Source organism: Oleidesulfovibrio alaskensis DSM 16109, assembly GCF_000482745.1.
GTDB lineage: Bacteria > Desulfobacterota > Desulfovibrionia > Desulfovibrionales > Desulfovibrionaceae > Oleidesulfovibrio > Oleidesulfovibrio alaskensis.
The window spans coordinates 136822-158146 of sequence record NZ_KI519496.1 but is presented as its reverse complement, the minus strand read 5'-3'; the positions used below and the strand labels follow the sequence as shown (position 1 = coordinate 158146).

Below are 21325 nucleotides of genomic sequence, written 5' to 3'. Positions count from 1 at the left end.
GCATTGCCGGTACGGAGCAAGGCAGTACAGCGCGCTGCAGGCGTATCTGAGGAATATGCGAGGCGCGCGTTGAGGGTGCAGGGAGATCATCTCCCTGCACGCCGGAGGCTTCAGCGGCATGCGGGGTCAGAGTATCTGCCCCAGAAACGCCTGTGTGCGTTCTTCCCGCGGCGAGGAGAATATCGTCTGCGGAGACTCTTTTTCCAGAATGACGCCTTCATCCATAAAAGCCACGGTGTCGGCCACTTCGCGGGCGAAGCCCATCTCGTGTGTGACCACCATCATGGTCATGCCGTCTTCGGCCAGCGTGCGCATGACAGAGAGTACTTCACCCACCAGTTCCGGATCCAGAGCCGATGTCGGTTCATCAAAAAGCATGACTTCGGGTTCCATGGCCAGCGCTCTCGCGATGGCCACGCGCTGTTTCTGCCCGCCGGAAAGAGTTGACGGATAGGCGTCTGCCTTGTCCGCCATGCCTACTTTTTCCAGATAGTGCCCGGCCAGTTCGCGGGCTTCTTTTTTGTTCATGCGGCGCACCTGCCGCGGGCCTTCCATTACGTTGCCCAGCGTGGTCATATGCGGAAAAAGGTGAAAATGCTGAAACACCATGCCCACGCGGGAGCGCAGCGTGTTGATGAATTGTTCCTCTTTGTGCACGGCCACACCGCCAACGCGTATTTCTCCGTCCTGAAAGTCTTCCAGCAGGTTTACGCAGCGCAGCAGTGTGCTTTTGCCCGAACCGCTGGCACCGATGACCACCACAACGTCGGAAGGCATTACCTGCAGGTCGATGCCTTTGAGCACGTGATGATCGCCGAACCATTTGTGCAGGCCTGCAATATCAATAACCGGTCTGTTTTTTTTCTGCATGGATCTGACTCCTTTAACTGCCAGTATCGAGTTTTGCTTCAAGCCTGTGGAACAGCCAGCTGAACACCGCGGTATACAGCAGGTAAAACAGTGCCGCGATGGCAAGCATTTCCATCATCATGAAATTGGACGAGGCGAGTTGCTGCGACTTGAGCAGCAGTTCGTTGATGGTGATGGTACTGGCCAGTGAGGAATCTTTAAGCGCGATGATGAACTGGTTGCCCAGCGGCGGAATGGCCCGCTTGAGCGCCTGCGGCAGAATAATGCGCACCATGGCCCGCGGGTAGGACATGCCCAGACTGCGGGCGGCTTCCATCTGGCCGGTGGAGATGGAGCTGATGGCTCCGCGGAATATTTCCGCTATGTATGCGCCGTTATGGATACCAAGCGCCAGCACTGCAGAGGTTATTGCTTCCAGACCGGCCAGACTGCGCAGCCCGAAATAGATGAACAGCAGCTGCAGAAGCAGCGGGGTTCCTCTGATGAGATATATGTAGGCCCTGGCGGGCAGGTTGAGAATCTTTTTGTCGGAAATGCGCAGAAAAGAGGTACCCAGCCCCAGCACAAAGCCCAGCAGAATGCCGAGCGTTGTCACCTGCAGCGTCATCCACGCGGCAGGCAAAAAATAGGGCAGGTACTTCGGTATGGCAGAAAATTCGAAGTACATAATATTTCCGGTGTGTTGTTGTTTGTACGGCAGGGCAGCCGCCGCACACTGCCTGAGGGTAGTGTGCGGCGGTAAAAGCGTTTCTACGCGCTAGCGGGTGGTTATGTCGGCGTTAAGCCATTTGCGGCTCAGACTGGCCAGCGTGCCGTCTTCGTGCATGGCGGCAAGTACGGCGTTGACTTCTTTAAGCAGGGTGTCTTCGCCTTTGCGGAAGGCGACGGCGATATTTTCGCTGCGCAGCGGGGCGCCCAGCATGCGGATGTTGAATCTGCCGGAATTGACGGCGTTCACACCCACAACCCTGTCGGTGATGACGGCGTCGACCACGCCGTTATCAAGCTCAAGCAGGGTCTGTGTGTCATCTTTGTACAGACGCACTTCGCCGGCGCCCAGCTTTTCGGCATCTTCGGCAAACGTTGTGCCGGTCACCACGCCGAAAACCTTGCCTTTCAGCTCCTGCGGTGCGGTGTAAGGGGCACTGTCTTTTACCATTACCTGCGCGCCAGAGTAGTAGTAGGCGTTTGAAAAGTTTACCACCTTAAGGCGTTCGGGGGTGACAGCCATGCTGCCAAGAATGCCGTCGTAGGCGCCGGAGCGCAGTCCTTCAATGATTCCGCTCCACTCTGTGGTCACGGGTACAAAGGCAACGCCGAGGCGCGATGCCACCTCTTTGGCAACGTCAACGTCAAAGCCTGTCAGCTCGTTGCTGTCATTGTAAAAATTGAAGGGCGGGTAACCGCCGCTCATGGCAAAGCTGATTTCGCCCGCTTCCTTGATGCGGCTGAGCGCGTCGGTTTTTTCTTCCGAACAGGCGGAAAGCAGAAGGGCGAGCATAAGCACGGCAGCCAGCGGAAAATAACGGAATGCAATCTTCATGGTAAACTCCGGTAAGGTTTATGTTGTGCCCTTGTGCGTATGGATAAAAACGGCAAACAGCTCTTTATGTACGCAGGTCTCCGGCAGCAGGCAGATATGCTGCGATACTCCGGAATACAGGGCACGTCGGTGAACAGCCGGAAAAGCATGAAGACAGACATATGCTTATGTCCGGTTTCATGCTGATACGGCATCTGCTGCGTGTGCACATAATAAAAAAGTGCACAGTAAAAGACACAGTACAGAATTATTGCAGCTAAACACTATTATAAGCTGCGGGCAAGGGGGGGCGTCGGGGATGTGTCGGGTATTCGGGTATACCCGTTATGAAAGGGCGGGCTTGCGCCGCAGGTAGCTGAAAAGCGAGACGGTGCGGCCTTTGAGTCCCAGCTTGCGGCGGATGTTTTTGCGGTGTGTCTGTACCGTTTCAAACGACATGTTGAGCAGCGCGGCAATTTCCTGTCCGTTGCGACCCAGTTGAATAAGCTGGCAGACCTCCATTTCGCGGGGGGAAAGCCGCAGCAGGTCTGCATCTTCCACACCGGCGGTATCGGTAAGGCCGTTCAGCTGCTCCTGAATGACGTTGCGGTAGCCTTCGCGCACTTCGGGCGTTTCGGCTTTGGTTATGCGTTCCAGCGCAGGCAGCAGCTGTTTTTTTACCTGACTGGTCAGCTGTTCGCGTATCTCCTGCCGTTCTTCTTCCACGGTGCGGATAACCTGACGCAGTGCGATGTTCATTTTTTCCACTTCGGCTTTCTGTGCCTGCAGGTCTTTTTTCAGCTCCACCTGAGCGGAAAGATCGTGCAGAATGAGCTGAAACAGGCTGTAGCCGGTGAACTCCATCTTACGCAGGATGGCTTCGGCAGGATATCCTTCACCCTGTGCGTCCAGCGCGACAATTTTTTCTGCCCACACGGTGCGGGGGCGTAATGTCTGCATGGCGTTGTGCAGGCGCGGGCGAAAGCTTGCCCCTGCCAGCGTTTCTGCGGGATTGCCCGCCAGTTCGCCGCCGGAAGGCGCATGGCGTGTGCCTGCTGCGGGGTTTGCCGTCAGAATGATGCCCTGCTCGTTGATGAGAAAGGTCGCGTCCTTGGCAGTGTCAAACAGCGCATTGAACAGGGTTATGGAGTCTGCCCACGCGGAGATGTTGTCCCCCAGCCTCTCCTCGTATGTTTCGTGCAGAGCTTCCAGCGGGCGGTTGTCTGTTGCCACAACCACAAAACCGCCCCGGGACGAAAGCGAAGGATGCACCGGTATGATGCGTAACAGGAAGCGTTCGCCGTGGGTGCCGGATATTTCATGTATCTGCATGGGGGCAAAGCGGTGCAGGGTCTGCTGCAGAGACTGTGTACCCAGCCTGAGTGTCTGCCAGAAGGGAGCCCCGGCGCGTCCGCTTTGCGGCAGGTAGTGCAGCGCTTTGCCGTTTCCTGCTGTCACGGTGCCTGCGGCATCGGTGTACAGAATCACATCGTCCCATGCTTCCACCACGTCGCCGGGCGCGCATACCGGCGGAGTATTATGATCATTTTTGTTCACGGCGTGCTGACTTCCTGTTTTTCATGTATACCTCTGTGCAGGTATCATGCGCAGTCGTGCAAGAAAAGGCGGCGCTGCAGCGATAAAAGGGCAGGTATATCATGGATTCTCCGGGCAGGTGGTTTGTGGCTGCGGGACTGCTGCTGGTTGCGGCGGGGCTGGTGCTGCATTGTGCGCCGTGGCTTCTGCAGTGGTTCGGCAGGCTGCCGGGTGACATCCGTGTGGACTCGCCGCGGGTGAAATTCTTTTTTCCGCTGACATCCATGGCAGTGGTCAGCGTGGTGTGCAGTCTGCTGCTATATTTTTTCCGCAGATGACCTGTGCGGCAGCAGGAGTATGAATATTGCCGGATGTTTCGTTTTTGAACTTTTATGTGTGAAAATGAATTTTAATACGCCGTTGCAGTATATGTGTTTTTAGCGGAAGAGCGGCCCAAAGGTGCCTGAATTGTTTTGTAATCAGAAAAAGTGTGCTGCCCGCTTGCATATTTTGTTGTGCTGATGCATGTTGCGATTACGAAAAGAATTTTATCGGAAGCGGCGTGCATGCTGCGGCGGCTCAAGGCAGGAACCGGCCGGATTTACGGCGGGCGGTATATTTACAGCCTGCGGGTGTTTTTTTCCTGCTGATTTGCGGTATACATGCAGTGTCGTTTTCAGAAAAACTTTCGTCCTCGTGGTTGCCGGCCGGGGCGGCGCTCCGCTGCAGTATGCGGCCGCCGCGCTGTCGCCCTCACGCGGCCGGCAGGGTTTCTTCCGGAGCCGCAGCGGCTCCGGACAACCTCCAACAAGGCAGGTTTCAGTCATGAGTTCCCAGCGGTTGTACAAAACCATCTACACCCTTGCGAAATCCATCAACTCGAGCCTTGAGCCTTCCAGAATTCTGGCGGATATCGCGGAGCAGGTAACCAAGGCCATAGGTGCCAAGGGCTGCTTCATCCGTCTTCTGGATGCACAGGGTGATATGCTGCTGCCCGGCGCCAGTTACGGGCTGAGCCAGCGCTACGCCCTCAAGGGGCCTGTTCAGGTGGAAAAAAGCCATCTTGATCAGGAAGTGCTGCGTGGCAATTCCGTGCATATCGAAGACGTACGCAGCGACAAGCGCTTTCAGTACCGCGACGAAGCCGCGGCGGAAGGCCTTGTCTCGCTGATGGTCATGCCCCTGAAGGCGCGCGGCGAAAAGGTCATGGGCGTGCTGCGGGTGTATTCCGGCGAAGCCAGAACCTTTACCGAAGACGAGCTGGATTTTCTTGCCTGCATTGCCAATCTTTCCGGCATCGCGCTGGAAAACGCCCGTATGTACGAGGCGCTGAAGCGCGAAAACAGGCTGGCGGAAGAATACATCTACCGCGTTGATGAAAACTAGCAGTCACAGCAGCCAGCGCCATGCGCTGCCCGCGGAGGATAGCATATGAAAAAGGTAAGAGTCGGCATCAACGGCTTCGGCCGTATCGGCCGTCAGGTTCTTAAAACCATTTGGGAACGGCACAGAGACACAGTGGACGTGGTGGCCGTGAACGACCTGTTCGATATCAACACCAACGCGCACCTGCTGAGCCACGACACCAACTACCGCGGCTTTGCGCCCGAAGTCTCCGTTGACGGCGACATCATGCGCGTAGGCGGCGACTTTGTGATTAAAAACTACGCAGAGCGCGATCCCCGCGCCATTCCGTGGGGAGCCATGGACGTGGACATCGTCATCGAGTCCACCGGTATTTTTACTTCCGGCCCCAAAGCCGCCATGCATCTGGAAGCAGGCGCCAAGAAAGTGGTCATCTCTGCCCCTGCCAAGGAAGAAGACATCACCGTGGTGCTGGGTGTAAACCATCAGGATTACGACCCTGCAAAACACAGGATCATTTCCAACGCATCGTGCACCACAAACTGCCTTGCTCCCGTGGTCAAGGTCATGCACGAAAGCTTCGGCATCCAGAAAGGTGTGATGACCACCGTGCACTCATACACCAACGACCAGCGCATCCTTGACCAGCCGCACAGGGATATGCGCCGTGCACGGGCTGCCGCCTGCAACATGATTCCCACGTCCACCGGAGCCGCCAAGGCCGTGGCGCTGGTCATTCCCGAAATGAAGGGACGCTTTGAAGGGTATTCCGTGCGCGTACCCACGCCCACGGTGTCGCTGGTGGACTTTGTGGCCATTCTGGAGCGCGAAACCACCACCGAAGAACTGCGCGCCACGCTGAAGAACGCGGCTCAGGGCAGCCTGAACGGCATTCTGGGGTACTCCGAACTGCCGCTGGTTTCTTCGGACTTCATCGGTGACCCGCATTCGGGTATTGTAGAGGCGGACTTCACTCTGGTGCAGACAGGCAATCTGGCCAAGGTGTATGTGTGGTACGATAACGAATGGGGTTATTCGTGCCGTGTGGCCGATCTTGTGGAATACATGAGGGAACGCGGCCTGTAGGTGACGTGCTCCGCAAACGGAATGCGTCAGTTTGAGACGTAATGCTAAGGCCGCAACCGGGGGTTGCGGCCTTTTTTTTGCGTGCTAAAAAGGATAGCATGCGTCCCTTTTCATTCACTGATAACCGGTAAAGCAGCGCTATGTGTCCGAAATCATGTACTCCGCATATGTATGACGTCCGACGGGCCCTCAGAAAGCACGGCAGGGCGCCGCGCCGCGTGGTGGTGCTGCACGGCGGGCCGGGAGCTCCCGGCAGTGCGGGACAGCTGGCGCGTGATATTTCCAGCCGTTTCGGCGTGCTGGAACCGTGGCAGCGGGCCGATTCTCTGGAGGCGCTGGTGGCGGAACTGGCATGCGTGCTGCGCTACGACGCCGCGTTGCCCGCAGTGCTTGTGGGACATTCATGGGGGGCGCTGCTGGGATTCATGACCGCGGCGCGGCATCCCGAACTGGTTTCCCGGCTGGTGATGATAGGCGCACCGCCGTTTGAGGCCCGTTATGCGGCAGGCATCATGCCTGTCAGGCTGGAAAGGCTGGATGCCCGACAACGCGAAGAGGTTTTGCGGATGCAGGCGGCCTTTGGCGACAGCCGGTATATGAGTCGTCACGGCGACGAACTGCTGCAGCAGTTCGGCCATGTGCTTTCAACGGCCGATGCGTGGAATCCGGCGGAAGGAACCGTGGTTCCCCGCCAGCCCTGTGTGCCCTGCAGCTTTGCGCAGTATGAAGCCCTGAGTGCGCAGGCGGAACCGCTGCGGCGCAGCGGTGCTCTGCTGGCGCTGGCCGAATCTGTGCGGTGCCCTGTGGTGGCGTTGCACGGCGAGTACGATCCGCATCCTGTGGAGGGTGTGCGCAGGCCTCTTGCCGGCGCTCTGGGCGACTTCCGCTGTATAGTGCTGCCGCACTGCGGCCACACCCCGTGGCGCGAGCGTGAAGCAAGAGCTGTTTTTTACGATACGCTGTTCCGCGAACTGACCTAGATGGCCAGCAACGCAGCAGAAAAGTACGGCGGCCCGCTTTCGCAGACCGCCGCAGTGGAGTGAGGAGAACACGTGTGAAGGAGGTTATGCGTCGAACCAGCGACGCAGCCTGTCCTGTTCTTCTTCAGTCATATGCAGGCCAAGGCGCGTACGGCGCCAGATGACGCTTTCGGCATCATCGGCCCATTCATTTTTCTGCTGATAGCGTACTTCGGCTTCATACAGCCCGCCGCCGAAGTGTTCACCCAGATCGTCAAGGCTGGTTGCACCGGCCAGCACATCGTGTGCCAGCGTGCCGTAGTGGCGGCACAGCCTGTGTGCCATGCGTTCCGGCAGCCACGGGTACCGGCGGTGAAAAGCGTACAGATAGGCATCGAAGCCTTCGGGCATGTCGCCGCCGGGCAGAGGAGCTGTGGCTGTCCACTGGCTGGTTTCGGGCGCCTCGCTGCGGCCCAGCAGCGGCAGCAGCTGGTTGACGATTTTTTCGCCTATCTCGCGGCCTGCCGTTATCTTGCCGCCGAAAACATTCAGCAGCGGGGCATTGCCGGCGGCGTCTTTTTCCACCTTGAAAACATAATCGCGTGTGGCGGATGTGGCATCCTTACCGTCAGAGTACAGCGGCCGGATACCTGCAAAGTCCCAGACGATATCTTCGGGCGTAATCTGCGTGCGGAAGTAGCTGTTGGTGATTTTGCACAGGTATTCGCGTTCGGCCTGAGAACAGGCAGCGTTTGCGGGGTCTCCCTGATAGTCCACATCAGTGGTGCCTATCATCGTGTAATCATATTCATACGGAATGGCGAACACGATGCGGTTGTCGTCGTTCTGCAGAATATAGCTGTACGGATGATCGTACAGTCTGGGCACGATGATATGGCTGCCCAGTACCATGCGGATACGGCCGGAATCGCTGGATTCAGCCCTGCTGGTCAGAAATTCGTTGCTCCAGGGGCCGGTTGTGTTGACCATGGAGCGCGCTCTGATTTCGCTTTCTTCGCCGGTACGGGTGTTGCGGATGCGGGCCACCCACAGGCCGTTTTCGCGCACGGCTTTTTCCACGCGGGTTCGCGTGTGCACCGCCGCACCGCGCAGTGCCGCGTCAAGGGCATTGTACAGGCAGAAACGGGTGTCCAGCACGCCGAGGTCGGAATATTCAAAGCCGGTTTTGAATTTGTCCGAAAGCGGCCTTCCGGCGAGATGCTTTTTCAGATTGACTTTTTCTGATCCGGCAATCTGCCGCAGCGGGCTCAGGTGGTCATAGAGGAACAGTCCGGCGCGGATGAGCCACGCCGGTCGCAGCCACGGAGCATGGGGGAGCACGATGCGCATGGGCCATGAAATGTGCGGCGCATTGGCGAGGATCACCTCGCGTTCCGCCAGGGCTTCGCGCACCAGTCTGAATTCATAGTGTTCAAGATAGCGCAGGCCGCCGTGAATAAGCTTGGACGACGCGGAGGACGTTGCCCAGCCTATGTCTTCGGCCTCGCAGAGTGCAACGGAAAGCCCCCGGCCGGCCGCATCGCGGGCCGCGGAGGCACCGTTGATGCCGCCACCGACAATAAGCACATCATAAATGTTCGTTTCCATGGGGGCAGCATAGACCCTGCTTTCGGAATGGTCAAAATAATTTTCGCAAACGAAAATAAAAAAGGAAAAACGAAACAGGTGCGAAAAAAAAGCCGGATGGATTCTGCGCCGGGCATGTGAGGGGGCATTATAACGGAAAAGCGTCCGGAAACTTTTCATGCAGTTTCCGGGCGCTTATTTTGAGAGAAAAATCAGTAGCCTTGCAGTTCGCCCAGATGCTCCAGCACAAGAGAAGGCTGGCGGGCCAGCCCCGCAAGGTCTTCCCGTCTGGCTTCGCCGCTGAGCACCAGCAGAAAATCAATTCCTGCATTTTCCGCAAGCAGCTTGTCTGTGGACAGCCTGTCACCCACCATGACCATGTCTTCTTTCGCGTACCGTTCAAGCAGCGGGGCAAGCACGGCTGTTTCCGGCTTGCCGAAGATGTGCTGCGGGCGCCGGCCCGTGGCCGTGTGATACAGGGCCATAAAGCTGCCCACGTCGGGCACGGGGCCTTCGGGAGTGGGGCATACCAGATCCGGATGCGTGGCAAGGAACGCCACGCCGGGGTTCTGCAGCAGCAAAGCCGAGCGCGCCAGTTTTTGATACGTCAACTCGGTGTCGTAGGCCAGAATGACCGCCTGACAATGCTCTTCGCCTATGGTCAGTTCGGGCATGGCACCGGTAAGACAGCGTACAAAGTCGTTGTTGCCCACCGGATAGACCGTGCGGATGCCGTGATGCCGCAGATGGGCAACCAGCGGCGTGACCGGTGAAAGAATCTGTTCCATGCGGGCGGCTATGCCCATGCCGCGCAGTTTGCGGATGTATGTTTCCGGAGACTTGGATGTGTTGTTGCTGAGAAAGTGAAAATCGAGAGTATCCCAGTGGTTGCGGATAAAATCCACGGTGGGGCGGATGGGCTTGTCTCCCAGATAGACTGTGCCGTCAAGGTCGAAGACAAAGCAGCGTTTGGCATTCATGCGCTGGTCCTGCGGTTGATGAGCGAAAATGAAAATACTCTGCCGGAAAATGCGTATCCGAGCATGATACGCCGCGCCTGTATGTCTGTCCAGCACGGGCGGCCGCAGTGCCGGAACCCTTGTTTTCTGCGTCCGGCAACGCTAAAGTGCGCCCATGAGCAAAAGCGCGGTTCGACACAAATCGTTACAGGAGTTCCTTGCCGAGAGGGGATATGCCACCATCGAAGAACTGGCCGTCCGTTTCGGAGTGACTCCTCAGACCATCCGTAAAGATATAAACACGCTGGCCGCCGAAGGCCGGCTGCAGCGCTTTCACGGTGGGGCGGGGGTGCCTCTGGGCTCCAGCAACATTGTGTACGATCAGCGTAAATCCATGTTTATGGACGAAAAGCGGCGCATAGGAGAGCTGGTGGCCCAGCATATTCCGGAAGGTGCTTCGCTGTGCATAAACATAGGCACCACCACGGAAGCAGTGGCCCGCGCCCTGCTGGCTCATAAAGGCCTGCGGGTGGTGACCAACAGCCTTAACGTGGCTTCCATTCTTGCCCAGAATTCATCACATGACGTTGTGGTGGCGGGGGGTACTGTCCGCCACAGAGACAACGGCATAGTGGGGCCCAGCGCAGAACGCTTCATACGCGAATTCCGGGTGGATTACGGCATCATCGGCATTTCAGGCATAGATGAAGACGGTAATCTGCTGGATTACGACTACCGCGAGGTGGCTGTGGCCCGTACCATCATCGAGTGTTCGCGCCATGTGTACATGGTGACTGATAACTCCAAGTTCGGCCGGCCTGCCATGGTGCGCATGGCGCGCCTGAGCGACCTGACGGCGCTGTTCTCCAACGGGCCGCTGCCTTCGCCGCAGTGGGAAACGCTGGTAAAGGAATCAGGCGCGGAACTGTTTCTTGCCTGATGTCTGCCGCATACGCTGGCGGGCATTGCCTCTTTGCCGGGCGCTGTCTTTTTCGGCTGGGAAATCAAAGAATTCAAAAAGCGTCTCATACGCGCCTTTCGCGGCGTGGATATGAAAAAACGCTTTGAGAATCGTTCGTTATTATTTACCGTACTGCAGGTTTTTCAGGTGACGGTCCGCACCGGGAGGATTCGGGCGACCGTCCACACGGATCGCATCATCTCAAGGAGTGCACTATGTTGAGGAAGTGGACTTGTCTGCTGGCTATCGTGGCCTTCATGGGTCTGGCAACGTCGGCCTTTGCCGCCGACTGCTCGTTCCGCGGCGCGCTGGACGAAGCGTACTGCGATGAAAACAAAGACCTCGTGGCAGATCCGCCCAAGGATCCCGCCGAATTCAAGGACCCCAGCACGCTGGTGTTCACCTATACCCCTGTGGAAGATCCCGCAGTGTATCAGGACGCCTTTGCCGATTTTCAGGCATATCTTGAAAAGAAAACCGGCAAGCGTGTCATATACTACACGGTGCAGTCCAATGCTGCAGAAGTGGAAGCCATGCGCTCCGGCCGTCTGCATATCGCCGGTTTTTCCACGGGTCCCACCTGCTACGCAGTCAACCTTGCCGGCTACATACCCATCGCCGTCAAAGGCAATGAAGGCGAATTTCAGGGCTACCGCCTGCTGCTGATCACCCGCAAGGACAGCGATATCAAGTCCGTGGCCGACCTTAAGGGCAAACGTGTGGCGCACACTTCCGCTTCGTCCAACTCCGGCAACCTTGCTCCCCGCGCACTGTTCCCCAAGCTGGGCATCACCCCCGACAAAGATTACACCGTTGTCTACTCCGGCAAGCATGACCAGTCCATTCTGGGCGTGGCCTTCGGCGACTACGACGCTGCCCCTGTGGCAGGCGACGTGTTCAAACGTATGGCCAAAGCCGGTCGCATCAACGAAGAAGACTTCCGTATCGTCTGGCAGAGCGAACAGTTCCCCACTTCCTCCTTCGGGTACGCACACGACCTGAAGCCCGAACTGGTGGAGCAGATCCGTGAGGCATTCCTTGAATACCGCTTCACCCCTGCCATGCAGAAAACTTTCGGCGGCGCGGACCGTTTCTTCCCCGTCACGTATCAGAAAGACTGGGCAATCATCCGCGATATAGCCGATGCCAACGGCGAACACTTCAATCAGGCCGGTCTTGAGGCCATTGCCAAGAAAGAAGCCGAAGCCAAGGCTAAAAAGGCCGCCAAGGCCAAGCAGTAGGGCTGCCCGGCAGTACCATTTGATAACGGCTTACACAGTGGGCGTCGGTGTTTCCGACGCCCACTGTCCATGTTTTCAGGGTTTTACACAAAGGAAAGTCAACAGTGACTCAGGCAACTGCACAACATGCTCCGTCTGCCGGAGCATCTCTGGTCATTGAACATCTGCGCAAGGAATATGTCCGCGGCAAAGCGGTGCTCAAGGATATCAGCCTTACCGTCGAAGGACGCAGCACCACCGCCATCATAGGCCCTTCCGGTACGGGTAAAAGCACACTGCTGCGCTGTATCAACAGGCTTATCGAACCCACGGCCGGCCGCATCATGCTGGGCGGGGTGGACCTGTGCGCACTGCGCGGCAGCGACCTGCGCGCCATGCGCCGCCGCATAGGCATGGTGTTTCAGGAATTCAACCTGGTGGAACGTCTGAGCGTTATGGAAAACGTGCTCTGCGGCAGACTGGGGTATATTTCTCCCATGCGCGCATGGCTGCGTAAATTTCCTGCAGAAGACATCAGCCGTGCCTATGACCTGCTGGACCTTGTGGGTCTTTCCGACTTTGCCCAGGCCCGCGCCGACGAACTTTCGGGCGGACAGCGGCAGCGTGTGGGCATTGCCCGCGCCGTTATGCAGCAGCCTGATATTCTGCTGGCAGACGAGCCTACTTCGTCTCTTGACCCCAAGACGTCGGTGGAAATTATGGAGCTGCTGAACGAGGTGGCAAACCGTAACAACATCCCCGTGCTGGTCAACATCCACGACGTGTCGCTGGGCCGCCGCTTTGCCGACCGCGTGGTGGGCATGAGCAAAGGGCTTGTGGTGTTCGACGGCGATCCGGCCGATCTGGCCAATGATCACCTGAAGGAAATCTACGGCGGCGAGGACTGGCTGAAATGAGTGATAGCCCCATGAAACGCCCGGCACCGTTCAGACCGAATTACTGGGCGCGCTCCGGGTACCTGCTTGTCGTGCTGTACTGCATATGGGCGGCGCAGTCGCTGGAAATTTCCTTTGACCGCGTCATCGCCGGTATGGACAACGCCCAGCGCTTTCTGGGGGCCATGGTGCCGCCCAACTTTGCCCGCTGGCAGCTGCTTATAAACAACCTTCTGGAAACACTGCAGATTGCTATCATCTCTTCTGCTTTCGGTGTGCTTATCTCGCTGCCCATCGGTCTTATGGCCGCGCGCAACCTGATGCCCGACTGGCTCACATGGCCCAGCCGCGGTTTTATTGCCATCTGCCGTTCTTTTCACCCCGTGATTTTTGCTATTCTGTTTGTAAAGGCCGTGGGGTTCGGGCCGTTGGCGGGTATTCTGACTCTTATTTTCGCTTCCATAGGATTTATCGGCAAACTTTTTGCCGAAGCCATCGAAGAGATTTCGCTTAAACCTGTCGAAGCCATGCGGGCTGCGGGCGCACCGTTTCCTTCTGTGCTTATTTTTGCCGTGCTGCCTCAGGTGCTGAACCGCTTCATCGGGTTTGCCACCTATCAGACAGACGCCAACCTGCGTAACTCGACCATGATAGGCATTGTGGGTGCAGGCGGCATAGGCGGTACGCTTGCGGCTGCATTCCAGCGTTACGACTATGACTTCGTGAGTGCCATCCTTATCTGCATCATCGCTCTGGTTATGGTGAGCGAACTGCTTGCCCAGCGGGTGAAGGGGGTGTTCCGATGAACGTAGCAGACCGTGAGTGGGTGCGGTTTACCCGTGCCGAACGCTATGCGCGATTTACCGTATTTCTGTGCGTGGGCGTGCTGCTGGCATGGTCGTTCCGTACCGTGCAGGTCATCCCCGAGTTCCTCATGGATGCTCCGCATCAGGTTTCTGACCTTTTCCAGCGCATGTGGCCTGTGGACTTCGGTTTTTATTACGAAGGGGTGCACGCCAGTCTGGTGGAAACACTGCATATCGCCACGCTGGGTACGCTGCTGACGTTGGTGCTGGCGCTGCCGGTAGGTGTGATGGCTGCACGTAACGTGTGCCGTGCTCCCGCACTCAACTGGCTGGCAACCTTTATTCTGGTTTCTTCCCGTTCGGTTAACTCGCTGGTGTGGGCCATGCTGTTTGTGGCCATGTTCGGTCCCGGCACGCTGGCAGGGGTTATCACCATTGCCGTGCGTTCCATCGGGTTTGTGGGCAAACTGTTCGGCGAAGCACTGGAAGAAGCCCATAGCGGGCCGGTGGAAGCCATGCGCGCCGCAGGTGCGCCGTGGGTGAGCATATTCCTCAAGGCTTACTGGCCTCAGGTTTCTCCCGCGTTCTGGAGTATCGCGTTGTTCCGTTGGGACATCAACGTGCGTGAATCTTCGGTCATCGGTCTGGTGGGCGCCGGCGGTATCGGCGTAGCGCTTGATACGGCACTTAACCTGTTCCAGTGGACGCGCGTATCACTGGTGCTGGTCTGCATTTTTGCCGTGGTTGTACTGGCCGAGGTGCTGGTCACGCAGATACGCAAGCGTATCATCTAAAACGTACACAGAAATACAATTCCCGCGCATTACGTAAGGGATTGTTGACGGACCCCGCCTCTTGCAGGAAGCGGGGTCCGTTTTGTTTTAAATAGCTATGCCTCCGGCGGGCAAGGGGAATGATTCCCCTTGCATCCCCCGTTGCATCCCGAGATGCGCCCGGCGCGGACCGGTCAGCTATGGCCTTTGGGGCGTTCAGGGCGGCATCATCGGCACGGAGCAAAGCAGTACAGCGCGCCGCGGGCGTATCCGGGGAACATGCGAAGAGCGCATTGAGGGTGCAGGGAGATCATCTCCCTGCCCGCCGGAGGCGTCTTCATGAGTGATTGTGTAATGTCTCCGACGGGTAAGGGGAATGATTCCCCTTGCCCGCCGGATACGGCCGGTCAGATGAGCATATTGAAAAGGAAGCCGACAATGAGGATTCCGCAGCCCACCACGCCGAAGAATGTGAGGATAAGGGGCATTTTGAGTACGCGCCGCAGTATGACGGCTTCGGGCAGCGATAGAGCGATGACGGCCATCATGAAGGCCAGTACGGTACCCAGCGCGGCGCCTTTGCCCAGCAGTGCCTGCACTACAGGAATGATGCCTGCGGCATTGGAATACATGGGAATGCCCAGCACCACCGCGGCAGGCACAGACCACCATGCTTCTTTGCCCATGACGGAAGCCAGAACGCCTTCGGGCACATAACCATGAATTCCGGCTCCCACGGCTATGCCCAGTACAACATACGGCCACACTTTGCCGACGATATCGCGCACGGCACCAATTGCGTAGCTGATCCGTCCTTCCCAGCTCATGCGTGCTTCCAGCATCAAACCGGCTGCGGGCTGTGTTGTCTGTGTAACCCAGTCTTCCACATAACGTTCCATGCGCAAGCGGCCGATAATCCAGCCCGCCAGCACGGCAATGGCAAGACCGGTGCCCATGTACAGGGCGGCGACTTTCCATCCCAGCAGTCCGTAGAGCAATACCACGGCAACTTCGTTGACCATGGGGGCGGCGATAAGGAAAGAGAGTGTGACCCCGAGCGGTACGCCGGCTGCCACAAACCCCATAAAGAGAGGAACCGCCGAACATGTGCAGAACGGGGTGACAATGCCCAGCAGGGCTGCCAGCACATTACCGGCGGCCTCACTGCGTCCGGCCAGAATTTTTCTGGTGCGCTCAGGTGTGAAAAAAGACCGCAGAATGCCGACACCGAAGACAACCAGCACAAGCAGCATCAACACTTTGGGCGTGTCGTAAATAAAGAATTCAACAGCCTCGCCCAGATGTGTGCCGCGCCCGAGACCCAGCACGTCGTAGGTGACAAGACGGGCAAAAGACAGCAGCTGCCCGTAGACGGCAAACCATACGACAAGCCCGCCTGCTAAGAATAGCATGGTGCGCGGGCGAATGGCGCGGCCACCGGCAGGTTGCAGAGGACGCATGCCGCCGGGGGTCTTTGTATTGTCCTGTTTCCGGACGGGGTTGTCTTTATTGCAGCAGCAGGGAGGAGCTGTAAAAGGGTCGTGTGCAGACATCGCGGTGTTCCTTTTTAGGGGTTTCAACATGCTTGCCGTTCAAGGCGGATTTGTCAGTCGGCTGCATCCGTTCTGCCGGTTTGTTCAGGTGCGGGGCTGATGCCTGCGCGCTCCACAGCCTGACGGGTGCATTGCAGAAAACCGGTCACGCAAGGCAGGGCAATGGAATAGTAAATATTGTTGCCGCGACGCTCATCCTGCACGATACCGGTTTTTTTAAGTACGGAAAGATGCTTGGAGACAGTGGACATGTCTGAGCCGACCAGTTCCTGCAGTTCGCACACACAGCGTGCTCCGGCGGTCAGCGCATCGACCATGCATAATCGTGCCGGATGTCCCAGCGCTTTAAAAATTGCGGCCTGACGCTCAGTGAACGGATTATCCATCACTGTGCCCTCCTTTTTCATTTGGCTTTTTCGCCAAATACTTCCGGCGAAGGGGCGTGTCAAGAAGTATTTGGCGATTCAGCCAAATGCTTCGGCAGAGGAAAGCTGGTGTGTAAGTGTTCGCTAACATGCTGTGTTCGTGTTGTTTTTTTCTGTGGAAAAGGATGTGAAAAAAAGCGCATGCGATGCATGGGCCTTTTGTCAGAACATATTAATTTTCCACCGTATTTGTGGTCTTTTGTTGAGAGTTTGCGGGGGGTGTTGTATGCTTTGGAAAACGGGCAGGAAAGCCGCGGCGTTCTCTTGGTCGCCTGTCGCGTGTGCCTTTCATGCGCGCGGCAAATCCGGCTCGCGCTCTGACAGTCTGCGGCTGTCTGTACGGTGACGTGCAGCAGATACGGCATCGGGCAGGATGCCTTCGCGGCTGTCAGGGCCTTGCTTGTGTTTGGCCGCTGATATTGTGCGGCCTTGTAAGACCAAAAACGGAGGGGAAACAATGCGCCTTCTGACCAACAGCCGGTATGGTACCCGCATGCTGCTTGATGTGGCGGTTCACGGCAGAAACGGGCCAGTGCTGATGCGGGACGTGGCCGAGCGTCTGGGGGTTTCGCAGAAGTATCTTGAAAAGATTGCCCGCCAGCTGAAAGAGGCCGGTTTTTTAAAGGCCCAGCGCGGGCCCAACGGGGGCCATACGCTGGCGCGTGATGTAACCACATTTACCGTGGGCGATGTGGTGCGCCTGCTGGAAGGCGGCACAGACATCGTGGGCTGCGGGCGCGATGAAGAGGGCTGTACCCATGCGCCCGGCTGTCTTACCAGAATGCTCTGGAAAGAAGCGGGAATAGCCATGTTCGAGCGTCTTGACCGTTTCACATTTGCCGAGCTTGTGGCCTACTCCGATCAGGGGGTGCGGTTCGGCGATTTCTGCCAGACCATCGAAGACGAGCACTGCAGGCACGCCTCGGGCAGCCGTGCCAGAAAAGGCGCCTGATGGTACCATTTGGTACCGTATTGCGCCGGAAGAATTCCGGTGTGTGAATGTCTTGCACCGGCGGGGCTTTTGTGGTTCTGCCGTGCGGATGTTCCGCGCAAATGCTGTGTGCGTGCGGCGCGCTGCGTGTTATTGCTGCGCCGGCCACATGCAGGGGAATACCATGCATAAAAAGACATCCCCCCGCCGGTTCGGTCTGGTGTACCGCATCGTGCTGACCACGGGTGTGACGCTGCTTACAGGGCTTGTGGCGCTTTCCTGGTTTAACATGCGCTACCATCAGCGTCATGCTATGCGCGAATTTGCCGAAGGCGCGGACAGGCTGGGCAGTACCATTCTGCTGGGCACGCGCTATGCCATGATGACCAACGCCCGCCATGAGCTTGATCAGATCATACGCGATCTGGCCCGTCAGCCCGACATCCATTCCATCCGTATTTACAATAAAGCCGGAGCCATCATGTTTTCCAGTCAGGCCGACGAGGTCGGACGGGTGACAAACATACGTGATGAAGCCTGCAATGTCTGCCACCACACCGAGCCGCCGCTGACCCGGCTGGCTCTTTCTGAAAGCACCCGCCGCTTTACCGGTGCGGACGGAGAACCTCTGCTGGGCAGCCTGCGGCCCATCATGAATGAAGAAGGCTGTTCCGGCGGGCCGTGCCATGTGCATTCTGCCGATAAACAGGTGCTCGGCGCACTGGACGTGGTGATGCGCCTTGGTCCTGCGCAGCTGGACTTTGCCCGTTTCCAGCAGGGGATGGTAGGTGCCACGGCAGTGGTCTTTCTGCTTTCTGCTTCGGCCATTGTGCTGTTGCTGCGGCGGTTTATCACGCAACCTGTTTCGCGCCTGAAGGAAAACACCAGACGCATAGGCAGGGGCGAGCCGGTGCTGATAACGGATGCAGGCCAGCATGACGAGATAGGAGAGCTGGCCGGCGCGGTGCAGTCCATGGCCGATGATATCCGCCAGAAGCAGGAAGAACTGTTGCGGCAGCGGCGGGAATATCAGGCGCTGTTTGAGCAGGTGCCGTGCAGCATCACCGTGCAGGACAGAGAATACCGCCTGTTGCAGTTCAACAGGGAATTTGCAGAGCGCTTTCACCCGTTGCCCGGTGCGTTCTGCTATCAGGCGTATAAAGGCCGCACAGACCCCTGTCCCAATTGTCCTGTGGAACGTACATTTGCCACGGGCAGGTCGCATTGCAGCGAAGAATACCGCACCAATCCGGATGGTTCCAGAACACACTGGCTTGTGCATACCTCTCCTGTTGTGGATGAAAACGGGCAGGTGACAGCAGCCATGGAAATGTCCATTGACGTTTCGGCGCTGAAAAAGGCCGAAGACAGGCTGCGTCGCTCGGAACAGAAATATCACGCCATCTTCAATAACATTCCCAACGCCGTGTTTGTGCTGGATGCGCAGACGCTTGATATTGTTGACTGCAACCATACCGTGGAAACCCTGTACGGTTATGAACGCAGCCAGCTGACCGGTATGTCGTTTCTTGACATGTTTCCCGAAGAGGAGCGCAGGCGGTACGCATCGCAGCTGAAAGCATTTACTGTACTTCCCCGGGCCCGCAACCATCGCAAGGACGGCAGCATGTTGTATGTCGACATCATGCTGTCCCCCGCAGAATACCATGAGCGTACAGTGCTGCTGGTGGCTGCCAGCGATGTGACCGAACGGCTGGAGACCGAACAGAAGCTGATTCAGGCCGGAAAAATGGCTACACTGGGTGAGATGGCAACCGGCGTGGCACATGAACTGAACCAGCCGCTGACTGTCATTAAAACCGCGAGCAGTTTTATCATGCGCAAAATACATCGCGGTGAACCAGTGGCACCCGATGTGCTGGAAACCATGGCACGCGAAATAGACAGCCATGTGGACAGAGCCAGCGGTATTATCAATCATATGCGGGACTTCGGCCGCCAGTCGGATATCACGCTGGAACCGGTAAATCTCAATGCTGTTCTGCAGTCATCGTGCGAGTTTTTTGCCCGCCAGCTTTCTTTGCGGCAGATTGAAGTGGACTGGCAGCTGGCCGAAGTTCTGCCGCCGGTCATGGCCATGCCTAACAGGCTTGAACAGGTGTTCACAAACATGCTGCTCAATGCGCGTGATGCCATTGAAGAGCGTTCGGAGCGCGATCCTAATGCCCCGCGCCGTATCACCGTGCGCACAACGGTGGAAGACAGAGAGGTTGTGGTGCGTGTGTGCGACACAGGCAAGGGGATTCCCCGTTCGCTGCTTAACAAGATATTCGAACCGTTTTTCACTACCAAAAGCGTGGGCAAGGGAACGGGACTCGGTCTTTCCATCAGCTACGGGCTGGTGAAAGATTTCGGTGGTAGCATACAGGCGGCAAATATGCCGGAAGGCGGCGCCTGTTTTATTCTGCGGTTTCCTTCCACCAGCTCTCTGCCCGCCGGGTCTGAGAACGCTGCAACATAACATCTTTATCCCGCCTGCGCGGAGCGATGGAACAGTACCATGCCGGATCTGTCAGCGGCAGCGGAGTCTGCACCTCTTTCTGTCATGCTTGTAGATGATGAGCCGGGCATTCTGGCAACACTGGGGCCTCTTGTTGCCGATATGGGGTATCAGGTTGTTACAGCTCAGTCCGGCGAAGCCGCGCTGCAGCTGGCACATGACAGCGGGCCGCCCCATGTGTTGCTGACCGATGTGCGCATGCCCGTTATGGACGGCATGGCCCTGCTGCGCGCATTTAAAACAGCCTGGCCCGATACGGAAGTGCTGATGCTGACCGGACATGGCGACATGCAGCTGGCAGTGGAAAGTCTGCGGCAGGGGGCCGGTGATTTTCTGACCAAGCCCGTTAATGCCGATGTGCTGGAATTTGCGCTGGCCCGCGCCGCAGAACGGATTGCTCTGCGGGGGCAGGTGCGGCGCTATACCAGCCAGCTGGAATCGCTGGTGGAACAGCGCACCCGCGAGTTGCTGGAAGCCGAACGCCTTGCCGCCATGGGGGAAACTGCCGGTACCATGGCACACGCCATCAAGAATCTGGCCGGAGGGCTGGAAGGGGCTATGTTTGTCCTGGAAAAAGGGCTCGAGCTTGATAACCGCGAGTATCTTGAGCAGGGCTGGCAGATGCTGCGTAAAGATGTGGGCAGACTGCGTGACATGGCAATGAACCTGTTGCATCTTTCCAGACCGGCACAACCCGATATGCAGCCCGGCGATCCTCTGGGCGTGGCGCGCGATGTTGTCCGGCTGCTGCAAAGCAGAGCGGCGGATGCCGGAGCGCTGTTGTGCCTTGAACCGTCGCACCAATCTGAAAATGCCAAAAAATCCGAAAGTGCGCTGTTTGATTATTCTGCACTGCACGCCTGCCTGATGAACCTTGTCATCAATGCCGTGGATGCGGTGGAAGAAGCCATTGCCGCGGGCACTCTGGAACACGGTGCCGGTACTGTAAGCATCCGCGTGGTACAGGACAATGTCTGCGTCCGCTGGATCGTATGCGACAACGGCTCCGGCCTGCCTGCTGAGGCGGCGGGGCAGCTCCGCAACGGCCGCTTTACTTCCAAACCAGCCGGTTCCGGTTTCGGCCTGATGGCAACGCGTAAATCAATGCGCGAGCAGAACGGCGAACTGCACATCCGTGCCCGTGCCCGGGGCGGCACTGAAGCCGAACTTTCCCTCCCACTGTCCGTTAAGGCTTGCCACGAGTGACCTTGCGTGGCGGGACAAGGCCGCACAACGCGCCTCACGCCGGAACAGGCCGCACGCGGCGTGCGTACTGAGGGTGCAGGGAGATCATCGCCCTGCCTGCCGGAGGCGTCTTCATGTGCGGTTGTTTCATGTCTCCGACGGGCAAGGGG

General features: G+C 57.7%; 20 protein-coding genes. 12 read left to right on the top strand and 8 right to left on the bottom strand.

Annotated features, from left to right (window positions below; translation table 11 throughout):
* Positions 1 to 126 precede the first annotated feature (126 nt).
* From H586_RS0117370 to H586_RS0117350, 4 genes are all read right to left on the bottom strand, one after another.
* Entirely contained in the window at positions 127 to 870 is a 744-nt protein-coding gene (locus H586_RS0117370; RefSeq protein WP_011369398.1) for an amino acid ABC transporter ATP-binding protein, read from the bottom strand.
* 13 nt (positions 871 to 883) lie between these two features.
* Positions 884 to 1537 carry an amino acid ABC transporter permease gene (locus H586_RS0117365; RefSeq protein ID WP_011369397.1) on the bottom strand — a complete coding sequence of 218 codons (654 nt, stop codon included), beginning with the start codon at positions 1535 to 1537 and terminating at the stop codon, positions 884 to 886.
* Positions 1538 to 1627: 90 nt separating this feature from the next.
* On the bottom strand, positions 1628 to 2413 hold the full coding sequence (locus H586_RS0117360) for an ABC transporter substrate-binding protein (RefSeq protein WP_011369396.1): 786 nt from the start codon (positions 2411 to 2413) through the stop codon (positions 1628 to 1630).
* A gap of 324 nt (positions 2414 to 2737) precedes the next feature.
* Positions 2738 to 3949 (bottom strand): helix-turn-helix transcriptional regulator, encoded by a 1212-nt coding sequence (locus tag H586_RS0117350; protein ID WP_027182643.1) that lies wholly within the window; start codon positions 3947 to 3949, stop codon positions 2738 to 2740.
* Between the two features lie 101 nt (positions 3950 to 4050).
* Between H586_RS0117350 and H586_RS0117345 the strand changes: the two genes are divergently transcribed.
* The 4 genes from H586_RS0117345 to H586_RS0117325 all read left to right on the top strand — a co-directional run bounded on the left by H586_RS0117345 (position 4051) and on the right by H586_RS0117325 (position 7359).
* The gene (locus tag H586_RS0117345) at positions 4051 to 4266 is read left to right on the top strand and encodes a DUF2905 domain-containing protein (protein WP_011369394.1); all 216 of its coding nucleotides are present in this window, start codon (positions 4051 to 4053) and stop codon (positions 4264 to 4266) included.
* Positions 4267 to 4753: 487 nt separating this feature from the next.
* Positions 4754 to 5314 (top strand): GAF domain-containing protein, encoded by a 561-nt coding sequence (locus tag H586_RS0117335; RefSeq protein ID WP_011369393.1) that lies wholly within the window; start codon positions 4754 to 4756, stop codon positions 5312 to 5314.
* Between the two features lie 45 nt (positions 5315 to 5359).
* On the top strand, positions 5360 to 6379 hold the full coding sequence (gene gap / locus H586_RS0117330; RefSeq protein ID WP_027182642.1) for a type I glyceraldehyde-3-phosphate dehydrogenase: 1020 nt from the start codon (positions 5360 to 5362) through the stop codon (positions 6377 to 6379).
* Between the two features lie 167 nt (positions 6380 to 6546).
* Positions 6547 to 7359, top strand: a complete 813-nt coding sequence (locus H586_RS0117325; RefSeq protein WP_027182641.1) for an alpha/beta fold hydrolase — start codon at positions 6547 to 6549, stop codon at positions 7357 to 7359.
* Positions 7360 to 7443: 84 nt separating this feature from the next.
* Here the strand turns inward: H586_RS0117325 and glpD are convergent, their stop codons facing one another.
* Together glpD and H586_RS0117315 are read right to left on the bottom strand one after the other, a co-directional pair.
* Positions 7444 to 8946: a glycerol-3-phosphate dehydrogenase gene (gene glpD / locus H586_RS0117320; protein WP_011369390.1), complete on the bottom strand. Its 1503-nt coding sequence runs from the start codon at positions 8944 to 8946 to the stop codon at positions 7444 to 7446.
* Between the two features lie 191 nt (positions 8947 to 9137).
* Positions 9138 to 9905, bottom strand: coding sequence for an HAD-IIA family hydrolase (locus H586_RS0117315; RefSeq protein ID WP_011369389.1), 768 nt, complete (start codon positions 9903 to 9905; stop codon positions 9138 to 9140).
* A 154-nt stretch (positions 9906 to 10059) separates the two neighbouring features.
* Between H586_RS0117315 and H586_RS0117310 the strand changes: the two genes are divergently transcribed.
* From H586_RS0117310 to phnE (H586_RS0117290), 5 genes are all read left to right on the top strand, one after another.
* Positions 10060 to 10824: a DeoR/GlpR family DNA-binding transcription regulator gene (locus tag H586_RS0117310; RefSeq protein ID WP_011369388.1), complete on the top strand. Its 765-nt coding sequence runs from the start codon at positions 10060 to 10062 to the stop codon at positions 10822 to 10824.
* Between the two features lie 236 nt (positions 10825 to 11060).
* A complete protein-coding gene (gene phnD / locus H586_RS0117305) occupies positions 11061 to 12086 on the top strand; it encodes a phosphate/phosphite/phosphonate ABC transporter substrate-binding protein (RefSeq protein ID WP_011369387.1) in 1026 nt (341 codons plus the stop codon).
* A 104-nt stretch (positions 12087 to 12190) separates the two neighbouring features.
* Positions 12191 to 12982 (top strand): phosphonate ABC transporter ATP-binding protein, encoded by a 792-nt coding sequence (gene phnC / locus H586_RS0117300; protein ID WP_027182640.1) that lies wholly within the window; start codon positions 12191 to 12193, stop codon positions 12980 to 12982.
* Positions 12979 to 13767, top strand: a complete 789-nt coding sequence (gene phnE / locus H586_RS0117295) for a phosphonate ABC transporter, permease protein PhnE (protein ID WP_011369384.1) — start codon at positions 12979 to 12981, stop codon at positions 13765 to 13767. The genes phnC and phnE (H586_RS0117295) overlap by 4 nt, the downstream gene beginning before the upstream one ends.
* On the top strand, positions 13764 to 14561 hold the full coding sequence (gene phnE, locus H586_RS0117290; RefSeq protein ID WP_011369383.1) for a phosphonate ABC transporter, permease protein PhnE: 798 nt from the start codon (positions 13764 to 13766) through the stop codon (positions 14559 to 14561). Before phnE (H586_RS0117295) ends, phnE (H586_RS0117290) begins: the two co-directional genes overlap by 4 nt.
* A 386-nt stretch (positions 14562 to 14947) precedes the next feature.
* Here phnE (H586_RS0117290) and H586_RS0117285 read toward each other — a convergent pair whose 3' ends face one another.
* A complete protein-coding gene (locus H586_RS0117285; RefSeq protein WP_011369382.1) occupies positions 14948 to 16093 on the bottom strand; it encodes a permease in 1146 nt (381 codons plus the stop codon).
* A 53-nt stretch (positions 16094 to 16146) separates the two neighbouring features.
* Positions 16147 to 16479: an ArsR/SmtB family transcription factor gene (locus H586_RS19755; RefSeq protein WP_011369381.1), complete on the bottom strand. Its 333-nt coding sequence runs from the start codon at positions 16477 to 16479 to the stop codon at positions 16147 to 16149.
* Between the two features lie 496 nt (positions 16480 to 16975).
* Between H586_RS19755 and H586_RS0117275 the strand changes: the two genes are divergently transcribed.
* From H586_RS0117275 to H586_RS0117265, 3 genes are all read left to right on the top strand, one after another.
* A complete protein-coding gene (locus tag H586_RS0117275; protein WP_011369380.1) occupies positions 16976 to 17470 on the top strand; it encodes an RrF2 family transcriptional regulator in 495 nt (164 codons plus the stop codon).
* 163 nt (positions 17471 to 17633) lie between these two features.
* The gene (locus tag H586_RS0117270; protein ID WP_027182638.1) at positions 17634 to 19931 is read left to right on the top strand and encodes a PAS domain S-box protein; all 2298 of its coding nucleotides are present in this window, start codon (positions 17634 to 17636) and stop codon (positions 19929 to 19931) included.
* A gap of 39 nt (positions 19932 to 19970) precedes the next feature.
* The gene (locus H586_RS0117265; RefSeq protein WP_027182637.1) at positions 19971 to 21176 is read left to right on the top strand and encodes an ATP-binding response regulator; all 1206 of its coding nucleotides are present in this window, start codon (positions 19971 to 19973) and stop codon (positions 21174 to 21176) included.
* The last annotated feature ends 149 nt before the right edge of the window (positions 21177 to 21325 follow it).